This is a genomic window from Sphingopyxis jiangsuensis (assembly GCF_016734905.1).
GTDB classification, from domain to species: Bacteria; Pseudomonadota; Alphaproteobacteria; order Sphingomonadales; family Sphingomonadaceae; genus Sphingopyxis; species Sphingopyxis jiangsuensis.
This window is the reverse complement of the sequence record NZ_JAERPO010000001.1, coordinates 635845-649456: the sequence shown is the minus strand read 5'-3', so window position 1 is coordinate 649456 and position 13612 is coordinate 635845. Positions and strand designations below refer to the sequence as shown.

Genomic DNA, 13612 nt, shown 5'->3' with positions numbered 1-13612 from the left:
GGACCTGTCATGAATCGCAAGATGCTGATGAAGCTGGCCGTTTCGGGGTTCGTCCTCGGCACGGCCACTGGATGCAGCGGGCTGGGCACGATGGCGAAAGCGCCGTCGAGCGCCGCCGGGGCGCCCGCGACCGCCGAAAAGTCGGCCGAGCGCGCGCGCGATGCGATGGAGCATGGCAAGGTCAGTAAGGCGGTCGCCTTTGCCGAAGCCGCCGTCGAGGCGAGCCCGCGCGATGCACGCTATCGCGCTTTGCTGGGGCAGGCCTATCTCAACGACGGGCGTTTCGCGTCGGCGACGCATGCGCTCAGCGAATCGATGGAACTCGGCGCGCCCGACGCCAATAGCGTCATCGCGCTGAGCCTCGCGCAGATTGCGCAGGGCAAGCGCCGCGAGGCCGTCGATCTGTTGTCGCAGCATCGCGACACCGTTCCGGCGACCGACCTCGGGCTCGCGCTGGCGCTTGCGGGCGATAGCGAGGCATCGATCTTTGTGCTGACCGAAGCGGCGCGGGCCAAGGACGCGACCGCGCGCACGCGGCAGAATCTGGCGCTGGCGCTCGCACTGTCGGGGCGCTGGGCGCAGGCGCGCATCATCGCCTCGCAGGACCTGCCGCTCGACAAGATCGAAGGCCGGATGGCCGAATGGTCGCAGCTTGCAGGCCAGCCGGACGCGCAGGTGCGCGTTGCGAACCTGATCGGCACCAAGGCGCAGGCCGACGCCGGTATGCCGGTGCGCCTTGCACTCGCCAATTTCCCGGCGGTTCGGATGGCCGCCGCGGACGCCGAACCCGTCATGCTGGCAAGCGCGGACCCGGCGCCGCTCGAAAGCTTTGCGCCGCCGCCGCCGCCCGAAGCCGCACCGGTCGCGATGGCCGATGCATCGAGCGCGATCCGCAGCATCGAACTGCCGATGCCCGAACGCAACGCCGACGGCGTCGTCCCGGTCACCGAATTGCCGCAGCCGGCCGCAGCGGGCGAAATCATCCTCGCCGATGCCGCGCCCTATCGCCATGCGCCGCGCGTGGCGGGAGCAGCGGGCGCCAAGGCCGAAACACTGCGCCCCGCGCAGCGGCAGGCACTTGAGATCGCAACCCGCCTGATCCCCGCCGCAATGGGCTTTGATACGAAAAATCCGAACGGTTGGGCGGTTCAGCTCGGCGCCTATGACAGCCTGGCGGTCGCCAAGGAAAAATGGGGCGTGCTGAAACAGCGCAACGCCATGCTCGCAAGCTTTCCGGCGTCGAGCCACGCCGCGGTCGTCAACGGGCGCACCTTTCACCGCCTGACGGTCAACGGCCTCAAGAGCAGCAGCGATGCCAAGGCATTGTGCCAACAGCTCAAAGCCGAGGGCGAGCGCTGCTTCGTCCGCCAGATGGGCGGCAGCGAGGCGATCCAATGGGCCGCCAAGGCGCGCCCGGTGCAGCTCGCTTCGCGATAAGGAATTTCCCCTCTCGCACGCGAGGGGGTTATGGGGGGAAGCGCGGTCCTGTGAAGGACCGCGCTTCATTTTTGCGGTCAGCGTATTCGCACGCCGCCTTTCCACATCGCGGTCGCGCGGCCCTGGACGGGCATGCCGTCGAACGGAGTATTGCCCGCCCAGGCGGCCATTTTCTTGGCATCGACCTGCCACGGCGTGCCTTCGTCGACCAGGATTAGGTCGGCGTCGAGCCCCGTCTCGATGCGCCCCGCGTCGATGCCGAGCAGGCGCGCGGGATTGGCGGCGAGGAGGTCGAAGAGGCGCGCGGGCGTGACATGGCCATCGCGAACGAGCTGGAGCCCCATCGCGAGCAAGGTTTCGGCGCCCGCCATGCCGGGCAGCGCCTCGGCAAAGGGAAGGCGCTTGTCCTCGGGCCCGCGCGGGTCATGGCCCGACGCGAGGATGTCGATCGTGCCGTCGGCGACCCCGGCGAGGCAGGCGAGGCGGTCGTCCTCGCTGCGAAGCGGCGGCGACAGGCGCGCGAAGGTGCGAAAATCGCCGACCGCGGTATCCGAGAGGAAGAGATGAGCCGGGGTGATGCCGCAGGTCACGGGCAGCCCCCTGGCCTTGGCCTCGCGGACGAGATCGAGCGCGCGCGCGGTCGAGAGCTGGCGGAAATGGAGCGGCGCGCCGGTTTCCTCCACCAGCATCAGGTCGCGCGCGACCGCCATCGCTTCGGCAATCGCGGGGGCCGAGGCGAGACCGAGCCGCGTCGCCATTTCGCCATCGGTCGCCACCGCGCCGTGGGTCAGCCCCTCGTCCTCGGCATGCGCGATCACGGTGAGGCCGAGCGCGGCGGCGTAGGACAGCACGCGGCGCATTACGCCCGCATCGGCAATGCGGCGGCGGCCGGTCGCGACCGCGCGCGCGCCCGCGCTCTTCATCAGCGCGATTTCGGCGAGTTCCTTGCCTTCGAGCCCTTTGGTGGCGGCGGCGAGCGGGTGGACCCAAAGGTCGGGCTTGCCGCCCTTTGCCGCACGCTCGACCATGCCCGGATGGTCGAGCGGGTGCGCGCCGTCGGGCATCAGCGCGGCGCGCGTGATGCCGCCGAAGTGAAAGGCGGGCTTGTCGGTCGCAAACACGCCAAGGTCGACGATGCCGGGTGCGATCCACTGGCCCTTGGCATCGACCGTCTCGGCGCCGTCGGGCAGATCGGACGGGTTGATCGCCGAAATGCTCCCGGCGACGGCGAGCACGGTGACGCTGTCGCCGCCGAGCAGGCGCGCGTTGGTGATGACGAGCGGGTTCAGTTCCATCCGGGCACTCCCCGCTTGCGGCGCGTCAGGATGTCGAGGCACGCCATGCGCACCGCGACGCCCATTTCGACCTGTTCGGTGATCGTCGAGCGTTCGGGATCGTCGGCGATGCTGCTGTCGATTTCGACCCCCCGGTTCATCGGGCCGGGGTGCATGACGATCGCGTCGGGTTTCGCCTTGTCGAGCCGCGCCGGGGTGAGACCATAGAGCGCGTGATATTCGCGCGCCGAGGGGAGGTAGGCGCCGTCCATCCGCTCGTTCTGGAGCCGCAGCATCATCACGACGTCGGCGTCTTTCAGCCCTTCGTCCATGTCGGTGAAGGTCGCAACATGCATCCGTTCCATCGCGGGCGGGGTGAGCGTCGGCGGCGCAACGACGCGCACCTCGTTGCCGAGCAGGGTGAGCGCGAGGATGTTCGAGCGCGCGACGCGGCTGTGGAGCACGTCGCCGCAGATTGCGATCGTCAGCCCCTCGACCCGTCCCTTGCGGCGGCGGATCGTCAGCGCGTCGAGCAGCGCCTGCGTCGGGTGCTCGTGGCGCCCGTCGCCTGCGTTGAGGACGGGGCAGTCGACCTTGTCGGCGATAAGCTGCACCGCGCCCGATGACGCATGACGGATGACGATCGCGTCGGCGCGCATCGCGTTCAATGTCATCGCGGTGTCGATCAGCGTCTCGCCCTTTTTCACGCTCGATTGCGCGGCGTGCATGTTGACGACGTCGGCGCCGAGGCGCTTTCCGGCGATTTCGAACGACAGCAGGGTGCGCGTCGAATTTTCGAAAAAGGCGTTGATGATCGTGAGCCCCGCGAGCCGGTCGTCATGTTTTGCGGCGCCACTGCGGTTCATTTCGACCCACTCTTCGGCGGCGTCGAGAATGTAGGAGATTTCCCACGGGGTGAGCGGGGCGATACCGAGCAGATGGCGATGGCGAAACGCATCGCCACCGGGCGGATAGTCGCTGGCGGGCCGGATGGATGAGCTTGTCATTAAAGCCGAGCGTTTAGGGGGCGGGAGGCGATTGCGCAAGCGCGATCCTCCCCATCGCTACGCGGCAGGGAGGATCAGCGCACCATCGCGTCGATTGCACCCTGCAGGATGAACGCCGCCGCGGCGCTGTCGATGCGTTCGGCGCGTTTGGCGCGGCTGACGTCGGCGGCGACCATCGCGCGTTCGACCGCGGCGGTTGACCAGCGCTCGTCCCACAGCAGCAGGGGAAGAGCGAGCGGGGCGAGATTGCGGGCGAAGGCGCGCACCGACTGGGTGCGCGGGCTGTCGCTGCCATCCATGTTGAGCGGCAGCCCGACTACGAGACCGACGACGCCTTGCGCGGCGACGAGCGCGCGCAGCGCTTCAAGGTCGGCGGCGAATTTCTTGCGGACGATCGTCTTGTCGGGGGTCGCGAAGCTCCACCCCGCGTCGCAGAGCGCGACGCCGATGGTCTTGGTGCCGACATCGAGCCCCGCGAGGCGTCCGCCATCGGGGAGCGCGGCGGCGAGATCGGGGGCGGCGGTGGTAATCATTTTCGCTCCTTAGCCGTCATTGCTTCGCTTCGCTCGCAATGACGATCTCAGGAAGTCGGCGTTTCTGCAGGCGCCGCGGCGGGCGGGACCGGCGACGGTTTGCCCTCGAAGCTCGCCAAACGCCGCAAAACGTCGGCGCGGACGTTCGCCCAGAAGAGGGTGATGTCGAAAACATGATAATTGTTTCCGGGCAGCACATAATTGGGCGCATAATCCTTGGCGACATTGGCATCGCCGATGAGCAGCAGGCCGCGCTCCTCGTCGCAGCGCGCACCGATCACGCCGGGGACGAGGCTGCCCGCCTTGAAGCCGTCGACGGGCTTGAGCGTGCCGATATTGGCGTCGGCCGTGGCCACTGTATCGGGGGTGCCGGTGAGCGGATTGGTGCAGAGCATCCGGGTGTCGGCGCGCGGGCGGCCATCGAAGCCGATTGTGCCGTCATAGGCGCCGAGCACCATTTCGGGATCGGCGGGTTCGGCGAAGGTTGCCCAGCTCAGGATGCAGCCCTTTTGGTCGGGGTTCTGGCAGGCGGGGAGGCCCATGGCCTCGATATCGGTGTCGACGCTGACCGGCCAGCCGACGATATAGGCGGCGACGATGCGCTTCGCGAGCGGAGTGCCCGCGACGCGGTTCTTGAGCAACATGGTGAGGTGCAGCGCGCCCTGGCTGTGCCCCGCGAGGATGACCGGCTTGTTCGCCGGGATCGCGGCGACGAAGGCGTCAAACGCCTGCTCGACGTCGCGATAGGCGGCGTCGATTGCCTTGCCCGCCGTCACCCGGTCGCTCGCAAGGAAGGCGCCGAGCGTCGCCTGGCGATAGCGCGGCGCCCACATCTCGCCCGCATCGGCAAAGGCGCTCGCCATGCCGCGCATGAACAGGCCGGCGCGGTGGTTGGCATCGGCATCGTCGAGCGGGGCGTTCCAGCTCGACTTGCTGTAATAGCTCGTCGGGTGGACGAAAAAGACCGCGGCGTTGCCTTTGGGGAAGGCGGGGACCGGGGCGTCGGCGGCTCCTGCCGGCGGGAGTAGCTGGTCGCCGCTTTGCGCCTCGGCGCTGTCGGGGCCGGGGGTTACCGCGCCGTCGGGGTCGGGTCGCCATGCGGTCGGATCGTCGGCGAGGCCGGGGCGCGCGAACCACATGGCGGGGTCGTCATAGGCGTTGGGCGCGGCGGCGGCCTGTTGCTCGAACTCGGCGCTCGGCACGAAGGCGACGCGCGCGATCCAGCCCGGAAAGAGCTGGTAGACGACGCCAGCGCCGAGGATGAGCAGGATGATCGCGGCGATGAGGTAAAGGAATTTGCGGGCCAAACAAGAGCTCCATCAGGGGGCCGGCAGTGATTTGCGGCGTCTTTTATCCATTCGCATCGAGCGCAGTCGAGACGCCCAACGGCCGCGCGCGGCGACGAGGGGTGTCTCGACTGCGCCCGACACGAACGGCAACGGGCGTTGGTTCCCGCAGGCAATGTGCATTTGGCTTGCCGCGCGCGGCGAAACAAGCCCAGATATCGCGCATGACCGACGCCGCCACACCCCCCGCCGCCGATTCGCCCCGCGCTGCCTCGGCACGCCTCGACGACAGCGACGCGCCGTGGCCGCTGCGGCCTTGGATCATGGCGGCGCTTTGTGCCGTCGCCGGGCTGCTGTTCCACCTGCTGATCGATCATCAATATCCCGAGCGGCTCGCCGCGTGGCGGAGCGCCCTGGCGGCGGCGGTGGCCGTCGCGACGATCGTGTTCGTCCTCGGCGTCGAGCAGCGGCGCTGGCACTGGGCATTGGGCTTTGCGGCGCTGTGGGGCGTCATCATGGGGCTGATCGCGTGGCAGACCGCGGGCTATAATCTGCAGGGTACGCCCGTCGAATGGCCGTTCTGGTCGGGGATGCTCGCGGTGCTTGTCGCGACGCCGCTGTTCCAGACGCGGCGCGACGTCGCGCCCGACTGGCGGTTCTGGAAACTGTGGCAGATGCCCTACGCGCGGCTGCACAGCCATGCGTGGGCCGACGCGGTGCTCGGCGCGGCGAGCCTTGCCTTTGTCGGGGTGACCTTCCTGCTCACCGTGCTGATCGGGCAGATGTTCAAGCTGATCGGGATCAACCTGATCTTTGACCTGCTCAACGACGAATGGTTCGGCTGGATGCTCGCGGGCGCAGCGTTCGGCGGCGCGGTGGGCGTGCTGCGCGAGCGCGACAGGCTTGTCGCGACCCTGCAGCGGCTCGTGATGATCGTGCTCGCGGTGCTGGCGCCGGTGCTCGCGGCGGCGCTGCTGTTGTTCCTGCTGTCGCTGGCCGGCACCGGGCTTGGCGGACTGTGGAGTTCGGGCTTTTCGACCGCCGCGCTGATGCTCGCGGCGGCCGCCTTTGCGGTGCTGCTCGCCAATGCGGTGATCGGCAACGGCGGCGACGAAGGGTCGGCGAACCGGATGATGCGCGGCGCGGCGGCGCTGCTCGCGCTGGCGGTGCTGCCGCTTGCGGCGATTGCGGCGGCGTCGATGCAGGTGCGAATCGGCCAATATGGCTGGACGCCCGAGCGCATCTGGGGCGCGATCGCGGTCGGCATCGCGCTCGCCTATGGGATTGCCGGGCTGTGGGCGGTGGCGATGGGGCGCTGGCGCTTCGAAGAGCTGCTGCGCCCGCTGCAGCAGCGGCTGGCGATCGCGCTGATGCTGCTCGCGCTGTTTCTTGCGCTGCCGCTCGTCGATTTCGGCGCGATTTCGACGCGCGACCAACTCGCGCGGCTCGAATCGGGCGCGGTGAAGGCCGAAGAGTTCGACTGGGCGGCGATGGCGTTCGATTTCGGCCCCGAAGGACGCGCAGCGTTGGCTGCCCTCGCCAAGTCACCCGACAAGGCGCGCGCCGATGCGGCGAAAGCGGCGCTCGGCGCGACGAACAGATACGACCTTGACGGGCCGCGCGGGCTGGTGCCGGTCGCGCCGATCGAGGAGCGGCTGCGCATCCTTCCCGAAGGCCGCGCGCTGCCCGACGGCGCGCGCGAGCGGATTGCCGATAGCTATATGTGCAGCCGCTCGGCGCAGTGCGTCGCGGTGGTGATCGACGAGGGCCGCATCGCGGTGCTCGGCCAAGGCGAGGCAGGCGGGGCGATCGAGTCCGACTTCGTGACGCGCAACGACAGCGGGCGGTGGGTCGTCGGGCAGGCCGACCGCCAACCGGAGGCGGCGCGCAAGGATGTCGATCTCTCGACCGCGACGATCTCTGTCGAAACGGTCGCGCAGCGGCGCGTGATGGTCGACGGGGTGGCGGAGACCGAAGGGTTCTGAATTTTCCTCCCCTACGGCTTTGCCGCAGGGAGGATCAGCATGGTTGAAGCAATCAAATGACGGTGCTAGCGGCGCGTCTTCTTCCGCAAAGGCAGGACTCAATGGCAATCGATCAGGCAACGGTGAAGAAAATCGCGTCGCTGGCGCGCATCGCGATCAGCGATGCGGAGGCTGCGGCGATGGAAGGCGAACTCAACAATATCCTGGGTTGGGTCGAGCAACTCGGCGAGGTCGATGTGGCCGGGGTCGAACCGATGACCGCGGTGATTCCGAACACGCTGCGCCTGCGCGACGATGTCGTCGACGCCGATCCGCTGACCGGCGGAGGGCGCCGCGACGATGTGCTGGCGAATGCGCCGGAGCCGCAGCATGGCTTCTTTGGCGTGCCGAAGGTGATCGAATGATGGCACATCATTCGATCATCCCGGACAGCGGCGCAGCCGCGAGCGATCCGGGGTTCAGAAACGAAAAACTGCGGTTTATGCCGCCCTGGGCTCCCGCCTTCGCGGGAGCGCACAAGAGTGCGAAACATGACTGATCTTACGAACCTTACCGTAGCGCAGATCCGCGACGGCCACCGCGCGGGCGATTTCAGCGCCGTCGAGGTCGCCGAGGCGTTCAGCGCCAATGTCGCGGCCGCCAAGGCGCTCAACGCGTTCATCGTCGAGACCCCCGAGCATGCGCTCGCCGCCGCGAAGACGGCCGACGCCGACCGTGCGGCGGGGACGCTGAAGCCCTTGTCGGGCGTGCCGATCGGGATGAAGGACCTGTTTTGCACGAACGGCGTCCAGACGACCGCGGCGAGCCATATGCTCGAAGGCTTTGTGCCGCGCTATGAATCGACCGTCAGCCAGAAATTGTGGGATGCGGGCGCGGGGATGCTGGGCAAGCTGAACCTCGACCAGTTCGCGATGGGGTCGTCGAACGAGACGAGCTATTTCGGCAATGTCATCAGCCCGTGGAAGCGCAAGGACGGCGGAAACGCCGCGCTCGCGCCGGGCGGCTCGTCGGGCGGATCGTCGACCGCGGTCGCGGCGCGGCTGTGCCCCGCGGCGACGGGGACCGACACCGGCGGCTCGATCCGCCAGCCCGCGGCCTTCACCGGCATTTCGGGGATCAAGCCGACCTATGGCCGCTGCTCGCGTTGGGGCATCGTCGCCTTTGCAAGCTCGCTCGACCAGGCGGGGCCGATGGCGCGCGACGTGCGCGACTGCGCGATCATGCTCGAGAATATGGCGGGCTTCGATCCGAAGGACGCGACGAGCCTCGACATGCCGGTGCCCAATTGGGAAGCCGCTTTGTCGAGTGATCTCAAGGGCAAGACAGTCGGCATTCCCAAAGAATATCGACTGGATGGCATCGACCCCGACATCGACGCGATGTGGGATACGGGGATCGCGATGCTGAAGGATGCGGGGGCCGATGTCGTCGAGATCAGCCTGCCGCACACCAAATATGCGCTGCCCGCTTATTATATCATCGCGCCCGCCGAAGCCTCGTCGAACCTCGCGCGCTATGATGGCGTGCGCTATGGCCTCCGCGACCTGCCGCAGGGTGCGGGGTTGCAGGACATGTACGCCGCGACGCGCGCCGACGGCTTCGGGCCCGAGGTCAAGCGCCGCATCATGATCGGCACCTATGTGCTGTCGGCGGGCTTCTACGATGCCTATTATACGCAGGCGCAAAAGGTGCGGACGCTGATTTCGCGCGATTTCGAGGCGGCCTTTGCATCATGCGACGTCATCCTCGCGCCGACCGCGCCGTCGGCGGCGTTCGGGCTGGGCGAGAAAATGGCCGATCCGCTGGCGATGTATCTGAACGACGTGTTCGCGGTGCCCGCGAGCCTCGCGGGGCTGCCCGCGATGTCGGTCCCCGCGGCGCTGAACCGCGAAGGGCTGCCACTGGGCCTGCAGATCATCGGCAAGGCGTTCGACGAGCAGGGCGTGCTCAACGCCGGGCTGGCGATCGAGGAACGCGCGGGCTTCACGGCGCGGGCGGAGAAGTGGTGGTAAAAAATGGCTGAAACTGCAAATTCAGACGAGCTTTCCGCCTTCGTCACTAGCACGTTGGTGGCCATTGCGAAGGGCATCACTGATGCCCAAGGAACGCAGATAAAATCGGCACACGGCACCGGCATATCCGGGTTTTCGGCTCCCAAGGAAGTCGAGTTCGATATCGCGGTTTCGGCAAAGAAGGTTGGAACGGCAGAAGGGGGATTTAAGGTTCAAGTTTTCTCTGTCGGAGCAAACCTAGGTGCATCTGATAGCTCTGAGAGCTCATCTGTAAGCCGCATCAAGTTCGTGGTCCCGAGCCACTTTAAGAGTACGCAAAGCGAAGCTGCCGATGATGGCGGTAGCTGGAGAACAGTATGAGTGACTATCGTATCAAGGGCGAAACCGGCGAATGGGAGGTCGTGATCGGCCTCGAGGTCCACGCCCAGATCACGACCAACGCCAAGCTGTTTTCGGGCGCGGCGACCGCGTTCGGCGCCGAGCCGAATACGCAGGTGTCGCTGGTCGATGCCGCGATGCCGGGGATGCTGCCGGTGCCGAACCGCGAGTGCATCCGCCAGGCGGTGCGCACCGGCATGGCGATCGAGGCGCAGATCAACAAATGGTCGCGGTTCGACCGCAAGAATTATTTCTATGCCGACCTGCCGCAGGGCTATCAGATTTCGCAGCTTTATCACCCGCTTGTCGGCGAAGGTTCGCTGCATGTCGAGGCTGACGAAAAGGCCGGCATCGCGCACGGCAAGATGATCGGGATCGAACGCATCCACGTCGAACAGGATGCGGGCAAGCTGATGCACGACCAGCATCCGACGATGAGCTTCGTCGATTTGAACCGTTCGGGCGTCGCGCTGATGGAAATCGTGTCGAAACCCGACATGCGCTCGCCCGCCGAGGCGGGGGCGTATCTTCGCAAATTGCGCGCGATCCTGCGCTATGTCGGCTCGTGCGACGGCAATATGGAAGAAGGCTCGATGCGCGCCGACGTCAACGTCAGCGTGCGCAAGGTCGGCGACCCGTTCGGCACGCGGACCGAAACGAAGAATGTCAATTCGGTGCGCTTCGTGATGCAGACGATCGAATATGAGGCAAAGCGCCAGGTCGAGCTGATCGAAAGCGGCGGAACTGTCGTGCAGGAAACGCGGCTGTTCAACCCCGACAGCGGCACGACACGGACGATGCGGTCAAAGGAAGACGCGCACGATTACCGCTATTTCCCGGACCCCGACCTGCTGCCGCTCGAACTCGACGACGCCTTTCTCGACGAATGCCGCGCCAGCCTTCCCGAACTGCCCGACGCCAAGCGTGCGCGCTACGAAGCGGCGGGGATTTCGGCCTATAACGCCGATGTCTTGACCGCCGAGGTCGAGAATGCGCGCTGGTTCGACGCGCTGCTGGAAACGGGCGCCGAGCCCAAGGCAGCGGCGAACTGGGTGACGAGCGAGCTGTTCGGTGCGCTCAACCGCCTTGGCAAGAGCATCGAGGAATCGCCGGTCAGTCCCGCCGAGGCCGCCGAACTTCTCGGCCTTGTCGCCGACGGGACGATTTCGGGCAGCATCGCGAAACAGGTGTTCGAGATCATGCTCGAAACCGGCGATGCGCCTGCGAAAATCGTCGAGGAAAAGGGCCTCAAGCAGACGAGCGATACCGGCGCGATCGAAAAGGTCATCGGCGAGGTGCTCGCCGCCAATGCCGACAAGGTCGAGCAGTATAAGGGCGGCAAGGAAGCGCTGTTCGGATTCTTCGTCGGGCAGACGATGAAGGCGATGCAGGGCAAGGCCAACCCGCAGGTCGTGAACGAACTGCTGAAAAAGGCGCTGGGTTAGGGACTGGCTTCTTACAACCAATCGTCATTCCCGCGAAAGCGGGAACCCAGAGAGGGGTTAGCTTGGCTGCGCCCTGGGTTCCCGCTTTCGCGGGAATGACGAGGAGCGCGCTAGATCTGCCCCGGCGGCAGTTCGTCCGGGCCGCGGCCCGGTTCGTCGATCCCGTCGCCGCCCGGACTTCCGGGGATTTCGAGCGGCTGGCCCGCCGGGTCTTCCTGCGGCGTCGGGCGCGCGGGGGTTTCGGGGGGCGATTGGGGCTCGATCGTGTCGGGCTTGGGCTTGGGCAGCGGATCGGTACCGTTCGTCATCTCTGGTCTCCTTGAGCTGATAAACGTCCGATGACCGCCCATGTTCCGCCGCGGCGACGCGCGGCTTTCCGCCCTTGCCCTTGGCGGCGCGTCTGCTATAGCCCCGCGCGGCCCGCACGGGCGTGCGCGGCACAGCGCATGGCATCCGTGCACCCGGCCGAAAGCTCCTGCGGGCGTGGCGGAATTGGTAGACGCGCTGGTTTTAGGTACCAGTATCGCAAGATGTGGGGGTTCGAGTCCCTTCGCCCGCACCAATTCGCTCCGCAGGCCGGGAATGGGGAATTCAGCCGCCAGGGCTGGGTTCGAACGAGAGATTTTGAGCAAGGATAAGATTGAGCCAATGAAGACCGTCGAAACGCTGAACGAAGGGCTGAAGCGCGAATATCGCCTGACCATCACCGCGAAGGACATCGACGCACGGGTCGATGAAGAGGTCAAGACGATCGCCCCGACCGTGCGCATGCCCGGTTTCCGTCCCGGCAAGGTTCCGCCGAACCTGATCCGCAAGATGCACGGCGAAGCGCTGTCGGCCGACGCGCTCAACAAGGCGATCGACGCGGGCGTCAAGGATCTGATGGGCAAGGAAAAGCTGCGCCCCGCGCTGCAGCCCGCAGTGACGCTCGCCGACGGTTATGAGCGCGGCAAGGATGCCGAGCTGACCGTCGCGCTCGAAGTGCTGCCCGACATCGAGGCGCCGTCGATCGACGGGCTGAAGCTCGAACGGCTGACCGTTCCCGCCGACGACAAGGCGGTGATGGCGAAGATCGAGGAATTCGCCGCGCAGATGAAGCGCTTCGAGGAAGCGCCGAAGACCAGGAAGGCCGCGACCGGCGACCAGGTCATCATCGACTTCGCTGGCAGCGTCGATGGCACCCCCTTCGACGGCGGCACGGGTGAGGACATGGCGGTCGAGATCGGATCGGGCCAGCTGATCCCCGGTTTCGAGGACCAGCTTGTCGGCGTGAAGACGGGCGACGAAAAGACGCTGAAGGTCACCTTCCCCGACGATTATCCGGTCGACACGCTGAAGGGCAAGGACGCCGAATTTGCCGTGACGGTGAAGGAAGTGAAGGTTCCCGCCGACACGAAGATCGACGACGAGTTCGCCAAGTCGCTTGGCCTTGAAAGCCTCGACAAGCTCAAGGAGCTGATGAAGGACCAGGTCGAACAGGAACTCAACGGGCTGACGCGCACCTATATGAAGCGCAAGCTGCTCGACCAGCTCGCCGCGAGCCACGACTTCGACGTGCCGCCGACGATGGTCGAGGCCGAGTTCAACCAGATCTGGCAGCAGCTCGAGCATGAGGCGAGCCACGAGGAAGATCCCGAGGCGGCGAAGGCCGAACTCGAAAAGGATCGCGACGAATATCGCAGCATCGCGGTGCGCCGCGTCCGCCTGGGCCTGCTTCTCTCCGAAATCGGGCAGGCGCACGGCGTGCAGGTCAGCAGCCAGGAAATGCAGCGCCTCATCATGCAGGCGGCGCAGCAGTATCGCCCCGAAGACCGTCAGCGCTTCGTCGAATATGTCCAGCAGGACGCACTCGCCGCCGCGCAGCTCCGCGCGCCGCTTTATGAGGACAAGGTCGTCGACTTCCTGTTCGACAAGGCCGAAATCAGCGATCGCGAAGTGACGCGCGAGGAACTGGAAGCGGCAATCGAGGCCGATGAGGACCATGTCCACGGTCCGGGCTGTGGCCACGACCATGACGAAAAGCCCGCCAAGAAGGCGGCGGCGAAAAAGCCCGCGGCCAAGAAGGCCGAGCCGAAGGAAGACAAGGCCGCTGCTGCGCCGGCAAAGAAGGCGCCCGCCAAGAAGGCGGCAACCGCCAAGGCAGAAGCCGAGGACAAGCCTGCTACGAAGAAGGCTCCCGCCAAAAAGGCTCCGGCCAAGAAGGCCGCCGCCAAGGATTGATCCTGCGGCGACACGACAATGAAAAGGCCGGGTGG

The 13612-nt window shown here is 66.6% G+C and carries 12 protein-coding genes and 1 tRNA gene; 8 read left to right on the top strand and 5 right to left on the bottom strand.

Annotated features, from left to right (window positions below; genetic code table 11):
• Positions 1-9: 9 nt before the first annotated feature.
• Positions 10-1437, top strand: coding sequence for an SPOR domain-containing protein (locus JI743_RS03210; protein WP_201925872.1), 1428 nt, complete (start codon positions 10-12; stop codon positions 1435-1437).
• 77 nt (positions 1438-1514) lie between these two features.
• Here JI743_RS03210 and JI743_RS03205 read toward each other — a convergent pair whose 3' ends face one another.
• From JI743_RS03205 to JI743_RS03190, 4 genes are all read right to left on the bottom strand, one after another.
• On the bottom strand, positions 1515-2732 hold the full coding sequence (locus JI743_RS03205) for a dihydroorotase (protein WP_201925869.1): 1218 nt from the start codon (positions 2730-2732) through the stop codon (positions 1515-1517).
• Positions 2723-3718 carry an aspartate carbamoyltransferase catalytic subunit gene (locus tag JI743_RS03200; protein ID WP_201925867.1) on the bottom strand — a complete coding sequence of 332 codons (996 nt, stop codon included), beginning with the start codon at positions 3716-3718 and terminating at the stop codon, positions 2723-2725. Before JI743_RS03200 ends, JI743_RS03205 begins: the two co-directional genes overlap by 10 nt.
• A 74-nt stretch (positions 3719-3792) precedes the next feature.
• Positions 3793-4251 (bottom strand): Holliday junction resolvase RuvX, encoded by a 459-nt coding sequence (gene ruvX, locus JI743_RS03195; RefSeq protein ID WP_201925865.1) that lies wholly within the window; start codon positions 4249-4251, stop codon positions 3793-3795.
• Between the two features lie 47 nt (positions 4252-4298).
• The gene (locus JI743_RS03190; protein WP_201925863.1) at positions 4299-5558 is read right to left on the bottom strand and encodes a DUF3089 domain-containing protein; all 1260 of its coding nucleotides are present in this window, start codon (positions 5556-5558) and stop codon (positions 4299-4301) included.
• A gap of 203 nt (positions 5559-5761) precedes the next feature.
• Between JI743_RS03190 and JI743_RS03185 the strand changes: the two genes are divergently transcribed.
• The 5 genes from JI743_RS03185 to gatB all read left to right on the top strand — a co-directional run bounded on the left by JI743_RS03185 (position 5762) and on the right by gatB (position 11357).
• Positions 5762-7522, top strand: a complete 1761-nt coding sequence (locus JI743_RS03185) for a DUF4153 domain-containing protein (protein WP_236659668.1) — start codon at positions 5762-5764, stop codon at positions 7520-7522.
• A gap of 101 nt (positions 7523-7623) precedes the next feature.
• A complete protein-coding gene (gene gatC / locus JI743_RS03180; RefSeq protein WP_201925861.1) occupies positions 7624-7926 on the top strand; it encodes an Asp-tRNA(Asn)/Glu-tRNA(Gln) amidotransferase subunit GatC in 303 nt (100 codons plus the stop codon).
• Between the two features lie 126 nt (positions 7927-8052).
• Positions 8053-9534 (top strand): Asp-tRNA(Asn)/Glu-tRNA(Gln) amidotransferase subunit GatA, encoded by a 1482-nt coding sequence (gene gatA, locus JI743_RS03175; RefSeq protein ID WP_201925859.1) that lies wholly within the window; start codon positions 8053-8055, stop codon positions 9532-9534.
• 3 nt (positions 9535-9537) lie between these two features.
• Positions 9538-9894: a trypco2 family protein gene (locus JI743_RS03170; RefSeq protein WP_201925857.1), complete on the top strand. Its 357-nt coding sequence runs from the start codon at positions 9538-9540 to the stop codon at positions 9892-9894.
• The gene (gene gatB / locus JI743_RS03165; protein ID WP_201925855.1) at positions 9891-11357 is read left to right on the top strand and encodes an Asp-tRNA(Asn)/Glu-tRNA(Gln) amidotransferase subunit GatB; all 1467 of its coding nucleotides are present in this window, start codon (positions 9891-9893) and stop codon (positions 11355-11357) included. Before JI743_RS03170 ends, gatB begins: the two co-directional genes overlap by 4 nt.
• Positions 11358-11467: 110 nt before the next feature.
• Here the strand turns inward: gatB and JI743_RS03160 are convergent, their stop codons facing one another.
• A complete protein-coding gene (locus JI743_RS03160; RefSeq protein ID WP_201925853.1) occupies positions 11468-11665 on the bottom strand; it encodes a hypothetical protein in 198 nt (65 codons plus the stop codon).
• A 169-nt stretch (positions 11666-11834) separates the two neighbouring features.
• Between JI743_RS03160 and JI743_RS03155 the strand changes: the two genes are divergently transcribed.
• Positions 11835-11919, top strand: a tRNA-Leu gene (locus JI743_RS03155).
• An 86-nt stretch (positions 11920-12005) separates the two neighbouring features.
• Entirely contained in the window at positions 12006-13577 is a 1572-nt protein-coding gene (gene tig, locus JI743_RS03150; protein WP_201925851.1) for a trigger factor, read from the top strand.
• The last annotated feature ends 35 nt before the right edge of the window (positions 13578-13612 follow it).

Excerpts from the sequence above, each read along its gene's own strand:
- JI743_RS03170 (WP_201925857.1), top strand. The coding sequence starts at position 9,538 with ATGGCTGAAACTGCAAATTCAGACGAGCTTTCCGCCTTCGTCACTAGC.
- JI743_RS03185 (WP_236659668.1), top strand. The coding sequence starts at position 5,762 with ATGACCGACGCCGCCACACCCCCCGCCGCCGATTCGCCCCGCGCTGCC.
- gatA (WP_201925859.1), top strand. The coding sequence starts at position 8,053 with ATGACTGATCTTACGAACCTTACCGTAGCGCAGATCCGCGACGGCCAC.
- gatB (WP_201925855.1), top strand. The coding sequence starts at position 9,891 with ATGAGTGACTATCGTATCAAGGGCGAAACCGGCGAATGGGAGGTCGTG.
- JI743_RS03160 (WP_201925853.1), bottom strand. The coding sequence starts at position 11,665 with ATGACGAACGGTACCGATCCGCTGCCCAAGCCCAAGCCCGACACGATC.
- ruvX (WP_201925865.1), bottom strand. The coding sequence starts at position 4,251 with ATGATTACCACCGCCGCCCCCGATCTCGCCGCCGCGCTCCCCGATGGC.
- JI743_RS03200 (WP_201925867.1), bottom strand. The coding sequence starts at position 3,718 with ATGACAAGCTCATCCATCCGGCCCGCCAGCGACTATCCGCCCGGTGGC.
- JI743_RS03205 (WP_201925869.1), bottom strand. The coding sequence starts at position 2,732 with ATGGAACTGAACCCGCTCGTCATCACCAACGCGCGCCTGCTCGGCGGC.
- JI743_RS03210 (WP_201925872.1), top strand. The coding sequence starts at position 10 with ATGAATCGCAAGATGCTGATGAAGCTGGCCGTTTCGGGGTTCGTCCTC.
- gatC (WP_201925861.1), top strand. The coding sequence starts at position 7,624 with ATGGCAATCGATCAGGCAACGGTGAAGAAAATCGCGTCGCTGGCGCGC.
- tig (WP_201925851.1), top strand. The coding sequence starts at position 12,006 with ATGAAGACCGTCGAAACGCTGAACGAAGGGCTGAAGCGCGAATATCGC.